We start from the raw sequence: 17,309 nt of genomic DNA on the forward strand, positions 1-17,309 counted from the left end.
GTTTGCATTTTGCGGGTTTTGCGGCATCCGCGGTTCGAAACGGTTGCCCACCGCTCCCCAGCACCAGTGGGATGGAGTCAGGGGGCAAGCAACCGGGCGGGGTCGATCTGGTTGACACACCACTAGATGCGATGAACAGCAACGAGCGAAATCTCTTACCCACTAAACACAGCAATCATGCGTGTTTCAGCTCGGAATTCTTCCCCTATCGGGTTGAACTTTCGCTGATGGGCGGCACCACGTGTCGGCGGCAGCCGCATCATTGAAGAACTCCCGGCACCCACTTGAGAGAGGGCACCGCCATGCCCAAGGAACCCACCACGCCGACCAAGGCGCCGCCCCCGGCATTCGAACTCCGCTACAGGGGACTGCACTTGACCATCCAGCGAGTGCCTCGCCTACGCATCCCCGCGTGGCTCGCGAGCATCGGCACGGCTGCGGTCGTCACGGCGGTGTCGTCGTGGTGGGCGAACCGCTAGACCGCCGGCCCGGTTCGGCTCGGGGCGCCCGAGGACAGAGCACGGTGGGCGGGGCCCGCGGGGCACAGGGAAATCTAAGCCTTGGCGTCTCTACCTGCGCCATTCCGGCACGCCCCGGCCAAAGCGTCCAAGTTCGCCAGAGTGTTTTATACACACACAGCACTTCGTCAAATGCGCCGTGTGAGTGCAAAGCTGTCCGGCATGACCTCGAACACAAGCGGCACCAAGCAACGCCCGCAGTTCGAACTTCGCTGCGGTGGACTGCACTTGACTATCCAGCGCTTCCCCGGGTGGCTAGTGGCAGCACTCGCTACGACCACGGGTAGCGGGCTCGCGGCATGGTTCACATCGCGCTAGCCCCGAACTCCGTACGCGTCTTGAGCCCATGACACCCCCGGCACAAGACCTGAACGTTGCCGTCCACGTCCTCACCACCGAGCGACAGCGGACGTACGTGATCGACGTCAACGGCGTCCGCCGGGAAGTCGCCCAAGCACCAGTCACACCAGGCCGAGCCCCGTTCCTGCACGCGCCGTCGGAGCCGTGCCGCAGCATCGGACCGCTTCGCACGGCGCCGCCCCTGAGCCCGCCGGGAACGGACACTCGGACGCCCCTCGTACGCCCCGTGGTGCGTCTTGCAGCGGCCCCGATGGGTCGCGGGCTCGGTGCAGTCGATACAGCGCATGGCGCCCCCTTGTAGTCGTCGTCGTTGAGTGCCCGCCCCCGGACTCGAACCGGGGAACTCTGCGGGTTGCGTACGGATCTCCCCTCGCGGGGGCCGGTACCGCGCACCTCTGCCGTTGGGTCAGCGGGCGTGCACGTCCTCGCCGGCGGGGGCCGGTGCGGACGCCGTGGGGACCACACCCGCCCGTGAGCTTGTGTGGTCCCCGCGCTCTGCCTGCATGACCCCTGCGGCCACCCTGAGCGGGTGCGTGGTGCACGGGCAGAGCTGGTGGTGAGGGTCGGGCACTCGGTCCGCCGTATCGCGGGTCAGCGGGGTGCGCGGTAGTCCCGCCCTCACTCTGTTGTGGGGACCGAGGAATTCCCGGCGTCCGCTCGTCGCAGCCATGGGGTCTCTGCTCGGTCCCTCACTCTGCTGTGGGGGCCGGGAAGTTCCCGGCACCCGCTCGCGGCGTGCTCGGCACCTTCGTATGCCCCCTCACTCTGGTGTGGGGGACGAGAGATTCCCGGGCCGATGACGAAATGACGGACCGGATGCCGTTTTGGGTTTCTCTCTTATTTTTTATGTGTAATCAAAAAACACCTCTAAACCGTCACTCCGTCATCCCCTCCCGCTGTTCGTTCCGCTGTGGGCGCACGAAAGCCCCGGCAGGCGCAGGGCCCACCGGGGCAGTACGCGGCTACGCAGCGGCGACCAGTTCGGGGGCAGGATCGGCGAGCCGTGCAACGCTGCCCGGGGCCGGGGGTGCATCGCCGCGCCTCTCGGCCGCATCGTCCGCAGCGGCGACGCTCACGGCGTCCGCGGCGGGGTTCAGCTCTCCGGACATCGTGAAGTCCACGCGGCGCGTGTCCAGCTTCCGCCACCCGCCACGGACGCCCCGCCGTACGTTCAACCGAACCCCGGCTTCAATCAGCATCGCTCGCCGTCCCGCTGTGTCCTTCTCCGCCCACTCGTCCGCGAACGTGCGGCCCGTGGGGGTCACTATGCGCTCTGCCTCGCGCTTCTCTCGGGTCTCAAGGTCGGCGATGCGTGCGTCCAGTGCATCCGCGCGTTCCTGCCATGCCTGCCGTGCGTGCCGGGACTTCTGGCGTCCCTTCTGTTCCTGGTGCTCGTTGAACTCGGCGAGGGTGGCGCGCAGTTCGGGTTCGGGGTCGTAGCCGGGAATCTCGACTACGTGTGTCGTCTGGATGGAGCCGACCAGCCGCAGGAACTCGGTGGTTACGTACTCATCCGCCCAGTCACCCCGGATGTTCGCGGACTGGTCGCACTTGAACCCTCGCGAGTAGGGGTTGCATTTGTACGTGGGGTGCTGCTTGTTGTCTTGCTTGTTCAGGTACATGCGTCCCCCGCACGCGTCGCAGTGGATCACGCGCAACAGCAGTGCGTCCGTGTCCGACCGTTCCCGGTTGTCGATGCTGCGGGCGTCGAGAACGGCGCCGATCCGGTCGAACTCTTCGCGGGTCATGATCGGCTGTTCCGTCTGCATGACCGGGTTGCCCTCGGCGTCCCGGACGGGCTTGCCCTTGTGCATCTTCCAGCCGATGAGCGAGGGGTTCCGGAGCATCCGCGTAATGACCGCGGGGTTCCAGAGGAACGCGTCTTTGGCTTTGCCCTTGACTCCGCCGGTCTTGCCGCCGGTCTTGCGTCCGTTCTTCACTGCCCAGTGATCGCGCGGGCTCGGCACCTGGTCGGCATTGAGCCCCACAGCGATAGCCGAGACCGTTTTGCCTTCCAGCAACTCACGAACGATGCGCTCAATGACCTTGACGGCATCGGGTCCGGTACCAGCGTCCAGCCGACTCCGCCGTGTTCCTTGGGCGTGGGGGCCGGCATGTAGCCGTACGGGGGCTTCCCCCCGCCGCGCCACCTCAGCGCCATGTTTCGGAGCGCAGCCATGGCACCGGTGACGCGGTCGCTGATGCTCTGCGCCTCCACCTGCGCGGCAAAGGCGAACATCGTCATCTGGAGTTCCGCCATGGGGTCCATGGGGTTCCGGAAGTCAAAGACGATGCGCCCGCCGCCGATGCCCTCGGCGAACACGAGAACCTTTCGGTGCTCGCGGGCCCACTTCGCAAGCTCGTGCATGTCGGCCATGGACCGGATCGCGCGGTCAAAGCGCCACCACACCAGGGCGTCGAACTCGTCGGGACGGGCGAGCCACCGGCCGAGAGCGGGACGGTCGAACGGGCTGATCTTGGAAGCGGAAACGTCAAGGTCCACCGCTTCGCGGAGCTGGTCGCCCTCGCCGAAACTGATGTTGTGCGCGGCTGCCGCTATGTCGTCGGCTTCGCGCTGCCGGTCGGGGCTGGTGGTCTCGTTGGTGAGCACGGACAGACGGACACACCGCACGCCCCGCAGGGTCTCGGTGTAGACCGTCCCCGCGAGGGGGTTTCGTGATGTGTTGCCCATGCCCCCGGTAGGGGCCGAAGGATTCCCATTACCGGGCCTGACCAGGATCGATGCCACCATGCCGACACTCCAGAACCACTAGTTCTGAGTGTTGGGAGACCCGGAAGGCAACGAGTTCTGCGTGCTGGGGGCCCCGCGGTGAGGCGGGGCGCTTCGGGTACGGCCGCGGAAGGGTGCGCGACGACCACCTCCGCCACCTCGGCGAGAGGGCTCGCGGGCGGGCCCGGCCCGCCCCTCACCCCTTCCGCCGGAACACCCTCCGCAACCCCGTCACCACCACCGTCGCCAGGACCAGCACCAGGCCCGCCTTGACCAGTCCGGGGCTGAGCGTCGTCTCGTCCCCGGTGCTGCCGGAGCCGTCCTTGCCGGTGTCCGGGCCCTGGCCCGCCGCCGATTCGGGGAGCTGTTCGCCGCTCAGGCCGACCGGTTCCACGGGGCTGTTCTCGCCCTCCGAGCCGAACATCAGGGTGCGGCCGTCGGGGGTGAAGCTCACCGATTCGCCCTGTTGCTGGACGGGGACGCCGACGCTGCCGAGGTCCTTGGGGCGGCCGTCCCGCCAGGCGTACATGCGGGCGCCGAAGTAGCTGCGGAGGATCAGCCGGGTGCCGTCGGGGGAGAACGAGCCGTCGGTGACCCACAGGTCGATCGGGGCGACCTTGCGGAAGACGTTGGTGCCGGAGGTCGACAGCTGCTCGGGTGCGGCGTAGAGCGCACCGCCGCCGCCCTGCTTCTTGCTGGCGATGTAGACCCGGCCGGTCTTCGGGTGGACCATCAGCGCCTCGGCGTCGCGGGGCCCGTCGTCATACTTCACGTCGAACTGCGTGGCGGTGACGGTCTGGTCGCGGAGCTGCTTCGGTTCCGGGAAGCGGTAGATCCAGACGTGGTCCCACTTACCGCCGAGGTTGTCGCCGATGTCGCCGACGTAGATGTTGCCGTCCGGGCCGAGCGAGATCGCCTCGACGTCGCGGGGGTCGCCTATGCCGCGCAGGGTGACGGTGGCGACGGTGCGGCCGGTGCGGGAGTCGACGGCGTAGACGTACGGGCCGTCGTCGCTGTCGTTGTGGGTCCAGTAGACGCCGGGGTGTGTGCGGCTGGCGATCAGGCCGCTGGACTCGGTGATCCGGTGGTCGCTGATCCGGAAGCCGTCCGGCTCGTCGGCGGCCGCGGGTGCGACGGCCGTACTCATCAAAAGCCCCGCGGCACCGGCCGCGCACAGAAGCGAACGCATGCGCTCAGGGTGCCATCCCGCGGTCCGGCAGGGGACGGGAGCGCGGGGGCGGGCGCGGGGCGCGGCACGGCGTTCCGGGCCCGCCGCCCGCGCACCACCGCACCGTCCCCACGGCACCGTGCCCGCCGCCCGCGCCCCGCCCCGGCGCGCGCCGCCCCGCCCGGGAGCGCGTCCGGCGTGGGCAGGGTCACGTACCGCCCGGTAACGGCGTCGGAGATCATTGCGGGATGAGGATCATGCCCGTCGGTGACTCGATGACCATCGGCAGCTGCGGTGACTTCACCTGGCGTTACCGCCTGTGGCAGCACCTGCACGCCACCCACGACGGGCCGTTCCGGCTGGTCGGCCCGCGCGCGGCGCTGCACGACACCGCCGCCGACGCCGCCACCTCACAGCGCTACGGCGACCCGGCCTTCCCGCCGGACGCCCGCCGCCACCTCGCCGGGTGGGGCGAGGGCTGGCTGCACATGGCGCCGCTGATCGGCGACGCCGTCCGCGCCCACCGCGCCGACACCCTGCTGGTCTCGCTCGGCCTGATAGACCTCGGCTTCTACACCGACGCGGCCCAGACCGCCGCGAACGTGCGGGAGTTCCTGGCCGCCGCCCGCCGCGCGAACCCGCACGTCCGGGCCGTGCTGCTGCCCGTCCTCGCCAACTCCCGCGCCGCCGACGACCCGGAGTTCGCCGCCGAGTGCGCCCGCTTCAACGCGCTCCTCGCCGAGGCCGCCGCCGGTCTCACCACCCCCGCCTCCCCCTTCCTCCTCGCCCCGGCCCCCGCCCCCTGGGACCTCGCCCACCACACCCACGACGGCACCCACCCCTCCCCCGCCGGTGAGCACGCCCTCGCGGCGGCGTTCGCGGGGACGCTGCACACGGCGTGGGGCGTCGGCGGACCGTACGCGGCGGCGCCGGTCCCGGAGTACGCGGCGGGCTGAGCCGCCACGGCCCGCCCGTCCTTGCTTCGAGCGCCCTCGAAGGCGTTGGCTGCCTCCATGGAGTACACACAGCTCGGACGTACCGGACTCAAGGTCAGCCGTCTCGTCCTCGGCACGATGAACTTCGGCCCGCAGACCGACGAGGCCGGCAGCCACGCCCTGATGGACGCCGCCCTGGACGCGGGGGTCAACTTCTTCGACACCGCCAACGTCTACGGCTGGGGCGAGAACAAGGGCCGTACGGAGGAGATCATCGGCTCGTGGTTCGCCCGGGGCGGCGGGCGCCGGGACAAGGTGGTGCTGGCCACCAAGGTCTACGGAAACATGGCCCCCGACGGCGCGCCCGCCTGGCCCAACCACGACAAGCTCTCCGCGGTGAACATCCGCCGCGCCGTCGACGCCTCGCTGCGCCGTCTGGGCACCGACCACATCGACCTGTACCAGTTCCACCACGTCGACCGGGCGACGCCCTGGGACGAGATCTGGCAGGCGATCGACGTCCTCGTCCAGCAGGGCAAGATCCTCTACGCCGGGTCCTCCAACCACGCCGGCTGGCATCTCGCCCAGGCCAACGAGGCGGCCCGGCGCCGCGGCTCGCTGGGGCTGGTCAGCGAGCAGTGCCTCTACAACCTCGCGGAGCGGCGCGCCGAGATGGAGGTGATCCCGGCGGCGGAGAGCTACGGTCTCGGCGTCATCGCGTGGTCGCCGCTGCACGGCGGGCTGCTGGGCGGCGCGCTGCGCAAGGAGCGGGAGGGCGGCGCGGCCCGCACCACCTCAGGACGGGCCGCCGACGCGCTCGCCGACCCCGTGGTCCGCGCGCAGCTGGCGCGGTACGAGGACCTGCTCGCCGAGCACGGTCTGGAGCCCGGTGAGGTGGCGCTGGCCTGGCTGCTGACCCGCCCGGGCGTGACCGGCCCGATCGTCGGCCCGCGCACTCCGGAACACCTCGCCTCGGCGCTCCGCGCCGTCGCCCTGGAGCTGCCGGAGGGGCTGCTGACCGCCCTGGACGAGATCTTCCCGGGGCCGGGTGCCTCGCCGGAGGCGTTCGCCTGGTGAGCGTGGGGCGCCGAGCCGGCGGTCCGGCAGGCCGGCCCTCCGACGGGCCGCCGTACCCGGGGGCGGCTCAGCGCAGGGCGGCCGCCACGATGACGACGACGAGCAGCAGCGCGAGCAGACCGGACATGATCCGGTTCCGGGTTTTGGGATCCACCCTGTGAGCGTACCGGGCGCGATCCGAACGTTTCAGCGACCGGGGTGGCCGAGCGGCCACGCCTCCACCGTCTCGTAGCGGGGATGGGCGCCCGCGACGCCCGGGGCGGGCGGGCGGCTGCGGATGAGGGCGAACGACGCGGCGGTCCAGGGGCCGCAGCCGAAGGGCTCCAGCGCGGCGGCGAACGGCGCCAGGCCGACCCTCGGGTCGCGGTTGCGGGCCAGGGTGACGTGCGGGGTGAAGCCGCGGCGCCCGTCGGCGTCGGGTCCGGTGAGCCCGGCCCGGCGCCCGGCGGCCGCGGCGGTGGCGGCCAGCTTCCGCATCGCCGCCAGCTCGCCGTCCGCACCCGCCCACAGCACCCGGTCGGCGAACCGTCCGCCCCCGACGATCCGCAGCCCGTACGGGGCGTGCCGCCGGGCGCCGCGGCCCAGGCGTTCGCGCAGCTCGGGAAGGGTTTCGTCGGGGACCTCGCCGTAGAAGGCGAGGGTGAAGTGCCAGCCGTCGCTCCCGGCCCAGCGCAGCCGTCCGGCGTCCGGCAGCGCACGCAGCGCCTCGACCTGCCGCGCCAGCTCGGCGACGGCGGACCCGGGGGGCAGCACCGCGGCGAAGAGTCTCACCCCTCCAGTGTCGCGCGGACGGGGCGCTTCGGTACGAGGTCACGCGGAAACGGCCCCGGCCCCCGCCTCGGGAGGCGGGGGCCGGGGAACGAGCGGCCGGGTCAGGCGACCGGCAGCGGCTTGTCCGGGGAGGCGGCCGGTTCCGCGCCGTCCTCCGGGAGGGCGACGCGGGGCACGAAGGCGACGTGCCGGTGGCCGCGGCGGAGATCTATCTTCAGCCGCAGTCCGCCCGTACGGGCCAGGATCAGGCCGATGAGGACGGCGGCGAGCAGCGAGACCAGACCGCCGGAGAGGAAGCCGATCCGGGGGCCGAAGGTGTCGGTGACCCAGCCGACGAGCGGTGCGCCCAGCGGCGTACCGCCGACGAAGACCATCATGAACAGCGCCATCACCCGGCCGCGCATCAGCGGGTCGGTGGCCAGCTGGACGCTGGAGTTGGCGGTGACGTTGATCGTCAGGCCGACCACGCCGATCGGCGCGAGCAGCACCGCGAAGATCCAGAACGACGGGGCGAGCGCGGCGGCCATCTCCAGGGCGCCGAAGAGGACCGCGGCGCCGACCAGCAGCCGCAGCCGGGACGACGAGCGCCGCGCGGCGAGCAGCGCGCCGGCCAGCGAACCGGCCGCCATCAGCGAGTTGAACAGCGCGTAGGTGCCCGGGCCCTGGTGGTAGACGTGGTAGGTGAAGGCGGTCAGCCAGATCGGGAAGTTGAAGCCGAAGGTGCCGATGAAGCCGACGAGGACGATCGTCCAGATCAGCTCGGGCCGCCCGGAGACGTAGCGCAGCCCCTCGCGGAGCTGGCCCTTGCTGCGCGGCACCCGGTCGACCTTGTGCAGCTCGGCGGTGCGCATCAGCAGCAGTCCGGCGATCGGCGCGGCGAACGACAGGCCGTTGAGCAGGAACGCCCAACCGCTGCCGAACGCGCTGATCAGCGCACCGGCGACGGCCGGACCGACGAGGCGGGCGGACTGGAAGTTGGCGGAGTTGAGGCTGACGGCGTTGCGCAGGTCCTCCTTGCCGACCATCTCGACGACGAACGCCTGCCGCGAGGGGTTGTCGACGACGGTGACCAGCCCGAGGACGAACGCGGTCAGATAGACGTGCCAGACCTGGACGGTGCCGGAGAGGGTCAGCGCGGCCAGCGCGAGACCCGTGCCGCCCATCGCGGACTGGGTGACCAGCAGCAGCTTCCGCTTGGAGAAGCGGTCGGTGAGCACGCCGCCGTACAGCCCGAACAGGAGCATCGGCAGGAACTGGAGGGCGGTGGTGATGCCGACCGCCGCGGAGGAGCCGGTGAGGCTGAGCACCAGCCAGTCCTGGGCGATGCGCTGCATCCAGGTGCCGGTGTTGGAGACCACCTGGCCGGTGGCGAAGAGGCGGTAGTTGCGTACGCGCAGCGAGCTGAACATGCCCGTGCGCGGGGCGGCGGGTGCGCCCGGGGGCGCCCCGTCCCCGGTGGCCTCGGGCGGGGTGCCGGGGGCCGTCTCGTGCGGGGTGTGCGGTGCGGGGACGGAGTCTGATCCGGATCCCGTACTCAACGTCGGTTCGCCTCCTCGGCTCGGTGTCGCTACAGCTGGGCGAGCTTCTCCAGGACCGGCGCGGCGGCGCGCAGCTTCGCCCACTCGTCGTCGTCCAGCCCGGTGGCCAGCTCGGCGAGCCAGGCGTCGCGTTTGTGGCGGCTCTCGGCGAGCATCGCCTCGGCCTGCTCGGTCTGAGTGACGACCTTCTGCCGGCGGTCGTCGGGGTGCGGCTCCAGCCGGACGAGCCCCTTTGCCTCCAGCATGGCCACGATGCGCGTCATCGACGGCGGTTGCACATGCTCCTTGCGGGCCAGCTCCCCGGGGGTCGCGTGACCGCAGCGGGCGAGGGTGCCGAGCACCGACATCTCGGTAGGGCTCAGCGACTCGTCGACCCTCTGGTGCTTGAGGCGGCGGGAGAGGCGCATCACGGCGCCCCGCAGGGCGCTCACGGCGGCAGCGTCGTCGCCGCGGGACAGGTCCGGCATGTTCGTTAGCGTAACTCATTACCCTTTCTAAGGACAGTCGCGGGAGACGGACGTATCCATATCACCCATACGAGTGAGTACCCGCGGGAAAACGACGCATCTGACGGGTGTCTGCGGGGACGGTGTCCTCATGGGATCGCGAGTGCTCAGCCTGCGTCTGGACGACGAACTGCTGGAGCGCATCCGGCAGCACGCGGCGAAACGCGGCATGAGCGTCCAGGACTACGTCGCCCGGACGCTCGTCCGCGAGGATTTCGACGAACGCTTCCAGACCTCGGTCGATGCGACGGAACGTCTCGGCGGCTGGGGCGTCACTGCTGCGGAGGCGGCCGACGGATCCCCCGCGGCGCGCGGCTGACGACGCCGGGCGGGCCGCCCCGGTGACCGCGGCGCGCCGCCGGCCGGCCACCGCACCGCGCCCCGTCAATCGGTTTGCCCTCGCGGCCGCGGCCCGCTAACTTCGGCCGGTCCGCGCGCGAGGTGCGGCCGCAAGGCGAGGAGAGCGCGGGCGTGACGGGTTCCAGGGAGCCGCTCGGGCGGCGGTTCAACCGGCTGTGGGCGGCGTACACCGTCAGCGCCTTCGGTACCCGGCTCGCGTTCAACGCGCTGCCGCTCACCGCCCTCCTGCTGCTGCACGCCGGGCCCACGCAGGTGGCGGCGTTGTCGGCGGCGGGCGCCGCGGTCGGGGCGCTCGCCGCGGTACCGCTCGGGCCCTGGGTGGAGCGGCGCCGCAAACGGCCCGTGATGATCGCGACGGACCTGGTGCGGTGCGCGGCGATGCTGAGCGTCCCCGTCGCCTACGCGCTGGGCCTCCTCGGTTTCGCGCAGCTCCTGGTGGTCTCCGTCGTGGTCGGCGCCGCCGACATCGCCTTCGCCGCGGCGAGCGGCGCCTTCCTGAAGTCGCTGCTGCCGCCGGAGCACCTGCTGCGCGCCAACGGGCGGATGGAGGCCACCACCTGGACCACCACCATGCTCGGCCCGCCGCTCGGCGGCGCCGCGGTCGGCGTGCTGGGCCCGATGCTGACGGTGACGGTGGACGCGGTCAGCTATCTGCTGTCGGCGCTGGGGCTGCGGGCGATCGGGAGCGGCGAGGCCCGGCCCGGCGCCGTCCCGGGGCCGCGTACGGAGGGGGCGCCCGGCGGGGACGCGGGGCGGCGGCAGGCGGACGGGGAGGGGGCGGGCGCCCCCGCGCCCGGGCCCGCCGGGGCCCCGGCCCGGGCCCGGGCGCGCGCCGCCGATCTGCTCACCGGCTGGCGGTTCCTGCTGGCCGACCCGGCGCTGCGGCCGCTCTTCCTCAACTCCATGCTGGTCAACGGACTGATCATGACGACCGATCCGCTGCTGACCGTGCTCCTCGTCGACCGGCTGGGCTTCGCGCCCTGGGCGTACGGGCTGGCCTTCGCGCTGCCCTGTGCGGGCGGACTGCTCGGCTCCCGGCTGGCCCGGCCGCTCGTGGCGCGGTACGGACGCCGGAAGGTGCTGCTCACCACGGGGGTGCTGCGGGTGTGCTGGCTGCCGTGGCTGGCGCTGACCGGGCCCGGGGTGGGCGGCTTCGCGCTGGTCGTCGCCGTCGAGCTGGCCATGATCTGCTGCATCGGGGTCTACAGCCCGGTGCTCGTCACGTACCGGCTCGAACGGATTCCGGCGGACCGGGTGGCGCGGGTGCTGGCGGCGTGGTCGGTGACGTCCCGGGCGTCCATCGCGGCGCTGACCGCGCTGGGCGGTCTGCTCGCCGCCGTCACCGGGCCGCGGACCGCGCTGCTCGCCGCCGGACTGCTGGTCCTCACCACCCCGCTGCTGCTGATCGGCGCCGCCCGCACGGTGCGCGACGCGGCCCCGGAAACACCGGAGGTGCCGGCCCGCTGACGCGCGGCCGGCACCTCCGTGAAGCGGTGCGGGGTCACTTCCCGAGGAGCTGCTCGATCGGGTTGAGCAGGAAGTACACCAGGAAGCACAGGCCCACGGCGTTGAGCAGCCAGGGGATCTCCTTGAAGCGGCCGGTGACGGAGCGCAGCAGGATGAAGGCGAGCACGCCGATGCCGATGCCGTTGGTGATGCTGTAGGTGAACGGCATCGAGATCATGGTGAGGAACGCCGGGATGGCGACGGTGAAGTCGCCCCAGTCGATGTGCCGGACGTTGGACGCCATGATCAGGAAGCCGACGACGATCAGCGCGGGCGTCGCCGCCTGGGCGGGCACCACGGTCGCCAGCGGCGTGAAGACCAGCGCGAGCAGGAAGAGCCCGCCGGTGACGATGTTCGCCAGTCCGGTGCGGGCGCCCTCGCCGACACCGGCGGTGGACTCGACGAAGCAGGTGTTGGCGGAGGCGGAGCCGACGCCGCCCGCCGCAACGGCGATGCCGTCGACCATCAGGATGCGGCCCATGCCGGGCAGGTTGCCGTTCTCGTCGGTCAGCCCGGCCTCCTCGCCGACGCCGATGATGGTGCCCATCGCGTCGAAGAAGCCGGAGAGCAGCACGGTGAAGACGAAGAGGCTGCCGGTCAGCCAGCCGACCTCCTTGAACCCGCCGAAGAGGCTGATGTGGCCGATGAGCCCGAAGTCCGGCGTGTCGACGATCTTGTCGGGGACGTTCGGGACGGCGAGGCCCCAGGCGGCGTCCGGGATGGTGGCGATGGCGTTGATGATGATCGCGACGACCGCCATGACGACCATGCCGATGAGGATCGCGCCCTTGGTCTTGCGGACCACCAGCATGAACATCAGCACCAGACCCAGCACGAAGACCAGCACCGGCCAGCCCTTGAGCTGACCGCCCTGGCCCAGGCCCATCGGCACGGTGGTGTGCGCGGCGTCCGGGTTGCGGCTGACGAACCCGGCGTCGACCAGGCCGATCAGCGAGATGAACATGCCGATGCCGATCGCGATGGCGCGCCGCAGCCCCGGCGGGATGGCGTCCATGACGCGCTGCCGCAGACCGGAGGCGACGAGGATCATCAGCACCAGACCGGCGAGGACGACCATGCCCATCGCGTCCGGCCAGCTCATCTTGGGGGCGAGCTGGAGGGAGACGACGGCGTTGATGCCCAGGCCCGCGGCGATGGCGATCGGGACGTTGCCGACGACACCCATCAGGACGGTGGACAGACCGGCCATCAGGGCGGTGGCGGTGACCAGCTGCCCGTTGTCGAGGTGGTGGCCGTATTTGTCCACGCCCGCGCCGAGGATGATCGGGTTCAGCACGATGATGTAGGCCATCGCGAAGAAGGTCGCCAGGCCGCCGCGGAGTTCGCGGCCCACCGTCGAGCCCCGCTGGGAGATCTTGAAGAAGCGGTCGAGCCCGTTCTTGGGCGGGTGACCTGGGCTCCGGAGAGCATTTTCGACCGGTGTGGTGGCCGAGGACGACATGGGCGGGACCTCAGTGGTACGGGCCTGGGGAAGGCGCGGGGGATCGGCCCGGGTGATCCCGGGACGGGGGCACGGACAGCAACTTTCCCGATCAGTTTGGAGCAATCAACGATTCAAACCAGTCAGATCCGGAAGAGTTCAGTATGAATAAACAATTCGTTGATCGCTATCTTCGCGCGTAGACCTTTGCGTCACACGACCGCCCCGCACCCCCCGGGGACCGGCCACGGCCGGGCGCGGGCCCGCCGGACGGCCCCCGTAAGCTGGGGGCCATGTGGAAGAAGTCCGAACTGCGCGCGGCTCCGGCGCCTCTTGAGGGGCCGGTCGTCGGCACGATCACCGGCGGCACCATCATCTGGTTCGTCCTCTTCCTCGGCCAGTTGCCCTTCTATCCGCTCTTCGCCCGGAACGGTCACGCCTGGTGGGTGTGGACCTGCCTGGCCGGCGGCGCCCTCGGCTGCCTCGGCATCTGGTACGTCCGCAAGCGGGACGCCGCCATCAAGCGCGCCGCCGAGGCGGCCACCGAGGCCACCCCCGACGCCGTCTGATCCACCGCACCACCGCCCCCCGGCGGGTGCGCCGGGCGCCGCCCCCGTACCGTCGAACCATGACGCAGTGGGCGAAACCCGGCGGTGGTCCGGAGTCGGACAGCGGCAGCTCCGGAGGGCCGGAGGGCGGGAGCGACGGCGGGCCGCCCGCGTATCCGGGGCTGAGCGCCGCCGAGGTCGCCGAGCGGGTCGCCCGTGGCGAGGTCAACGACGTACCGGTGCGCTCCTCGCGCTCGGTGCCGGACATCGTGCGGGCCAACGTCTTCACCCGCTTCAACGCCATCATCGGCGTCCTCTTCGTGATCATCCTGATCGTCGGGCCGATCCAGGACGGGCTGTTCGGCTTCGTCATCATCGCCAACACCGGCATCGGCATCTTCCAGGAGCTGCGCGCCAAGCGGACGCTCGACAACCTCGCGGTCGTCGGGGAGGCGAAGCCGACCGTCCGGCGAGGCGGGCGGTCCGCCCCGCTCTCCACCTCCGCGGTGGTCCTCGACGACGTCATCGAGCTGGGGCCCGGTGACAAGGTCGTCGTGGACGGCACCGTCCTGGAGGCGGACGGGATGGAGGTCGACGAATCGCTGCTGACCGGCGAGGCGGATCCGGTGCTGAAGCGGCCCGGGGAGCCGATGATGTCCGGCAGCTTCGTGGTGGCCGGCGGCGGGGCGTTCCGCGCGACGCGGGTCGGCCGGGAGGCGTACGCGGCGCAGCTCGCCGAGGAGGCCAGCCGCTTCACCCTCGTCCACTCCGAACTGCGCTCCGGCATCAGCACGATCCTCCGCTACGTGACGTGGATGATGGTCCCGACCGCGCTCGGACTGATCCTCAGCCACCTCTTCACCCTGCACATGGCGGGCGACGACGCGGTGCGCCGGATGGTCGCCGGGATCGTGCCGATGGTGCCCGAGGGGCTGGTGCTGCTGACGTCGGTGGCGTTCGCGATCGGGGTGATCCGGCTGGGCCGTCAGCAGTGCCTGGTGCAGGAGCTGCCGGCGATCGAGGGGCTGGCCCGGGTCGACGTCGTCTGTCTGGACAAGACCGGGACACTCACCGAAGGCGGTATGGACGTCAGCGCGCTGCGGCCGCTGAACGGCGCCGACGAGGGGCGGCTGCGGCAGATTCTCGGCGCGCTCGGCGGCGCCGACCCGCGGCCGAACGCCTCGCTGCTCGCCATCATCGAGGCGTTCCCCGAACAGGACGGCTGGCGGTGCGCCGCCGCGCTGCCGTTCTCGTCCGCCCGGAAGTACAGCGGCGCGGTCCTCGACGACCCCGCGGGCGGCCGTACGACCTGGCTGCTGGGCGCGCCCGACGTCCTGCTGCCCCCCGGCGACCCGGCGCTCGCCGAGACCGAGGAGCTGAACGCCGAGGGGCTGCGGGTGCTGCTGCTGGCCCGCAGTGCGCGGGGGCTGGACGATCCGGCGCTCGCCCGGGACGTGGAGGCGGCGGCGCTGGTGGCGCTGGAGCAGCGGGTGCGGCCGGATGCCGGGGCGACGCTGGCGTACTTCGCGGAGCAGGAGGTGGCCGCCAAGGTCATCTCGGGCGACAACGCGGTGTCGGTGGGCGCGGTCGCCGGGCGGCTGGGGCTGCCGGGGGCGGCGGCGCCGGTGGACGCGCGGGAGCTGCCCGACGCGCCGGAGTCGATGGCCACGACGGTCGAGGACGGCACGGTCTTCGGCCGGGTCACCCCGCGGCAGAAGCGGGACATGGTGGCCGCCCTCCAGTCGCGCGGCCACCATGTCGCGATGACCGGCGACGGCGTCAACGACGTCCTGGCGCTGAAGGACGCGGACATCGGCGTCGCGATGGGCGCAGGCTCCGAGGCGACGCGGGCGGTCGCGCAGATCGTGCTGCTCGACAACAGCTTCGCCACGCTGCCGTCGGTGGTCGCCGAGGGCCGCCGGGTGATCGGCAACATCACCCGCGTCGCCACCCTCTTCCTGACGAAGACGGTGTACTCGGTGCTGCTGGCGCTCCTGGTGGCCTGCTGGCAGATCCCGTACCCGTTCCTGCCGCGCCATCTGACGCTGCTGTCGACGCTGACCATCGGCGTCCCGGCGTTCTTCCTGGCGCTGGCGCCCAACAAGGAGCGGGCCCGGCCGCACTTCGTCCGCCGGGTGATGCGGTACGCGGTGCCGTCCGGGCTGATCGCCGGGGTCGCCGCGTTCGTGACGTATCTGCTGGCGCGCCACCACTACACCGGGCCGGACGCGCTGCCCGCCGAGACCAGCGCGGCGACGCTGACGCTCTTCCTCACCGCGATGTGGGTGCTGGCGATCATCGCCCGCCCCTACACCTGGTGGCGGATCGCGCTGGTCACGGCGATGAGCGCGGCCTTCCTGGTCGTGCTGGCGGTGCCGTGGCTCCAGCGCTTCTTCGCGCTGCGGCTGGTGGGGACGACGATGCCGTGGACGGCGGTGGGGGTGGCGGTGGTCGCGGGGCTCACGCTGGAGCTCGTCTGGCGGCGGCTGCGGCGGACGATGCCGTGAGGGCCGGGGCGGGCGCCGGACCCGCCCCGCTCCCCCGCCGTCCGCCGTCCGCCGTCCGTCGCCTGCTCAGTCCTGCTCAGTCCTGCTCAGTCCTGCTCAGTCCTGCTGTACGACGTCGTCGCCGGGGCCGCCCGAGAGCGTGTCGTTGCCCGGGCCGCCGTACAGATGGTCGTTGCCGCTGTTGCCGTACAGGATGTCGTCGCCCGCGCCGCCGTTGAGGATGTCGTCGCCGGGGCCGCCGTAGAGCCTGTCGTCGCCGTCGTCGCCGGAGAGGGTCTGGTCGCCGGGGCCGCCCTTGAGGACGTCGTCGCCGGGGCCGCCCTCGGCGAACGCGGAGTCGCCGTTCACCTCGATCGTGTCGCGGCCCTCGCCGCCGAGGGCGCCGGCCGCCTCCCCCACCGTGATCCGGTCGTCGCCCGCGCCGCCGACGACCGTACTGCCGTCGGCGGGACCGGAGGTGGTCAGGGTGTCGTCGCCGTCGCCCAGCAGGATGCGGTTGAAGTAGTACGTCTCCCCCACGGTGTTGGCCAGCGTGACGCGGTCGTCGCGGTCGCCGAGGTCCATCGTCAGCGCGGCGTACGGGTCCTGGCTCTCGACGGTGGCGACCGTGCAGCGGACCGTGGTGGCGTCGGAGGCGTCCGGGTGGGTGCAGCCGTGACCTGCGGTGACGGGCACCCGGTCGTCGATCAGATAGGCGAGGCGGGTGCGGTCGTCGCCGTCGTACGTCTCGGTGACGGTGACGTCGTCGGCCCGGCCCGGGGCGGCGGTGTAGGTGAGTTCCCGGCCGTTGCCGGCGACGGCGGCGGTGGTCTGCGGCGCGGCGGCGACGGCGCTCGGGGCGGCGGCCCCGGCGGTCAGGACGAGGGCGAGTGCGGCCGCGGCGCGGAGCGCGGGGCGGCCGGGGAGGGAAGAGCGCATGGCGGACACCTTCGTGAGGCGGTGGCGGGCCCACCGCGGGCATGTCCGCAGATGTATCCGGCAGGGTTGGCGGAAGCGTGAACTCCCGTGCGCCGTATACCCGTTGTGCGTCACAGACGTGCCACGGCGGCCGGGCGCGCGGGCGGCGCCCCGGGGCGCCGTATCAAGCGGGTCACGGTGCCCGCACGCGGCTGGCGCCCCGCCACCGCGCCGCCTAGGGTCCCTGCCCATGGCTTTCTCCGCGGGGGACCTCACCCACGAGGTACTGGCACGGTCGCATCACTACCACCACACCTACCACTCGTCGCACGGCGGCAGCTCCGGGCCGATCCAGTGGTGGGGCTGGCTCCTCCTCGCGGTCGGCGCGGGTGCGCTGATCTGGGGAGTGGCCAAGAAGTTCACCGGGTGAGGCACCCGGGACCGGA

General features: G+C 71.9%; 14 protein-coding genes and 1 pseudogene. 7 read left to right on the forward strand and 8 right to left on the reverse strand.

Features of this window, described 5'->3' with window-relative positions; all coding sequences use genetic code 11:
* Positions 1 to 822: 822 nt before the first annotated feature.
* From ACF1BH_RS03545 to ACF1BH_RS03555, 3 genes and pseudogenes are all read right to left on the reverse strand, one after another.
* Positions 823 to 1,164: an HNH endonuclease gene (locus ACF1BH_RS03545; RefSeq protein ID WP_391640711.1), complete on the reverse strand. Its 342-nt coding sequence runs from the start codon at positions 1,162 to 1,164 to the stop codon at positions 823 to 825.
* 676 nt (positions 1,165 to 1,840) lie between these two features.
* Positions 1,841 to 3,570: pseudogene (locus tag ACF1BH_RS03550) on the reverse strand (recombinase family protein).
* A 235-nt stretch (positions 3,571 to 3,805) separates the two neighbouring features.
* Complete coding sequence (locus ACF1BH_RS03555; RefSeq protein WP_391640712.1) at positions 3,806 to 4,798, reverse strand: hypothetical protein; 993 nt, start codon at positions 4,796 to 4,798, stop codon at positions 3,806 to 3,808.
* A gap of 236 nt (positions 4,799 to 5,034) precedes the next feature.
* Between ACF1BH_RS03555 and ACF1BH_RS03560 the strand changes: the two genes are divergently transcribed.
* Together ACF1BH_RS03560 and ACF1BH_RS03565 are read left to right on the forward strand one after the other, a co-directional pair.
* Complete coding sequence (locus tag ACF1BH_RS03560) at positions 5,035 to 5,733, forward strand: GDSL-type esterase/lipase family protein (protein WP_391641009.1); 699 nt, start codon at positions 5,035 to 5,037, stop codon at positions 5,731 to 5,733.
* Between the two features lie 57 nt (positions 5,734 to 5,790).
* Positions 5,791 to 6,789 carry an aldo/keto reductase gene (locus tag ACF1BH_RS03565; RefSeq protein ID WP_391640713.1) on the forward strand — a complete coding sequence of 333 codons (999 nt, stop codon included), beginning with the start codon at positions 5,791 to 5,793 and terminating at the stop codon, positions 6,787 to 6,789.
* A 186-nt stretch (positions 6,790 to 6,975) separates the two neighbouring features.
* On the opposite strand, the gene thpR is transcribed toward ACF1BH_RS03565, so the two are convergent.
* The 3 genes from thpR to ACF1BH_RS03580 form a co-directional block, all read right to left on the reverse strand.
* Entirely contained in the window at positions 6,976 to 7,560 is a 585-nt protein-coding gene (thpR, locus tag ACF1BH_RS03570; RefSeq protein WP_391640714.1) for an RNA 2',3'-cyclic phosphodiesterase, read from the reverse strand.
* A 101-nt stretch (positions 7,561 to 7,661) separates the two neighbouring features.
* Positions 7,662 to 9,098 (reverse strand): MFS transporter, encoded by a 1,437-nt coding sequence (locus tag ACF1BH_RS03575; RefSeq protein ID WP_391640715.1) that lies wholly within the window; start codon positions 9,096 to 9,098, stop codon positions 7,662 to 7,664.
* A 29-nt stretch (positions 9,099 to 9,127) separates the two neighbouring features.
* A complete protein-coding gene (locus ACF1BH_RS03580) occupies positions 9,128 to 9,565 on the reverse strand; it encodes a MarR family winged helix-turn-helix transcriptional regulator (protein ID WP_030285761.1) in 438 nt (145 codons plus the stop codon).
* A gap of 130 nt (positions 9,566 to 9,695) precedes the next feature.
* Between ACF1BH_RS03580 and ACF1BH_RS03585 the strand changes: the two genes are divergently transcribed.
* Complete coding sequence (locus ACF1BH_RS03585) at positions 9,696 to 9,923, forward strand: CopG family antitoxin (RefSeq protein WP_391640716.1); 228 nt, start codon at positions 9,696 to 9,698, stop codon at positions 9,921 to 9,923.
* Between the two features lie 152 nt (positions 9,924 to 10,075).
* Positions 10,076 to 11,431, forward strand: a complete 1,356-nt coding sequence (locus tag ACF1BH_RS03590; RefSeq protein WP_391640717.1) for an MFS transporter — start codon at positions 10,076 to 10,078, stop codon at positions 11,429 to 11,431.
* A 34-nt stretch (positions 11,432 to 11,465) separates the two neighbouring features.
* On the opposite strand, the gene ACF1BH_RS03595 is transcribed toward ACF1BH_RS03590, so the two are convergent.
* Positions 11,466 to 12,932: an NCS2 family permease gene (locus ACF1BH_RS03595; RefSeq protein WP_391640718.1), complete on the reverse strand. Its 1,467-nt coding sequence runs from the start codon at positions 12,930 to 12,932 to the stop codon at positions 11,466 to 11,468.
* A gap of 272 nt (positions 12,933 to 13,204) precedes the next feature.
* Here ACF1BH_RS03595 and ACF1BH_RS03600 point away from each other — a divergent pair, with 272 nt between their 5' ends.
* Both ACF1BH_RS03600 and ACF1BH_RS03605 read left to right on the forward strand, forming a co-directional pair.
* On the forward strand, positions 13,205 to 13,480 hold the full coding sequence (locus ACF1BH_RS03600; RefSeq protein WP_391640719.1) for a DUF2530 domain-containing protein: 276 nt from the start codon (positions 13,205 to 13,207) through the stop codon (positions 13,478 to 13,480).
* Positions 13,481 to 13,539: 59 nt separating this feature from the next.
* Positions 13,540 to 15,966 carry an HAD-IC family P-type ATPase gene (locus tag ACF1BH_RS03605; RefSeq protein WP_391640720.1) on the forward strand — a complete coding sequence of 809 codons (2,427 nt, stop codon included), beginning with the start codon at positions 13,540 to 13,542 and terminating at the stop codon, positions 15,964 to 15,966.
* A gap of 96 nt (positions 15,967 to 16,062) precedes the next feature.
* On the opposite strand, the gene ACF1BH_RS03610 is transcribed toward ACF1BH_RS03605, so the two are convergent.
* Complete coding sequence (locus ACF1BH_RS03610; protein WP_391640721.1) at positions 16,063 to 16,884, reverse strand: calcium-binding protein; 822 nt, start codon at positions 16,882 to 16,884, stop codon at positions 16,063 to 16,065.
* Positions 16,885 to 17,113: 229 nt separating this feature from the next.
* Between ACF1BH_RS03610 and ACF1BH_RS03615 the strand changes: the two genes are divergently transcribed.
* A complete protein-coding gene (locus ACF1BH_RS03615; protein ID WP_391640722.1) occupies positions 17,114 to 17,293 on the forward strand; it encodes a hypothetical protein in 180 nt (59 codons plus the stop codon).
* Positions 17,294 to 17,309 lie beyond the last annotated feature (16 nt).

The organism is Streptomyces sp. NPDC014733 (assembly GCF_043083385.1).
Taxonomy (GTDB): Bacteria; Actinomycetota; Actinomycetes; order Streptomycetales; family Streptomycetaceae; genus Streptomyces.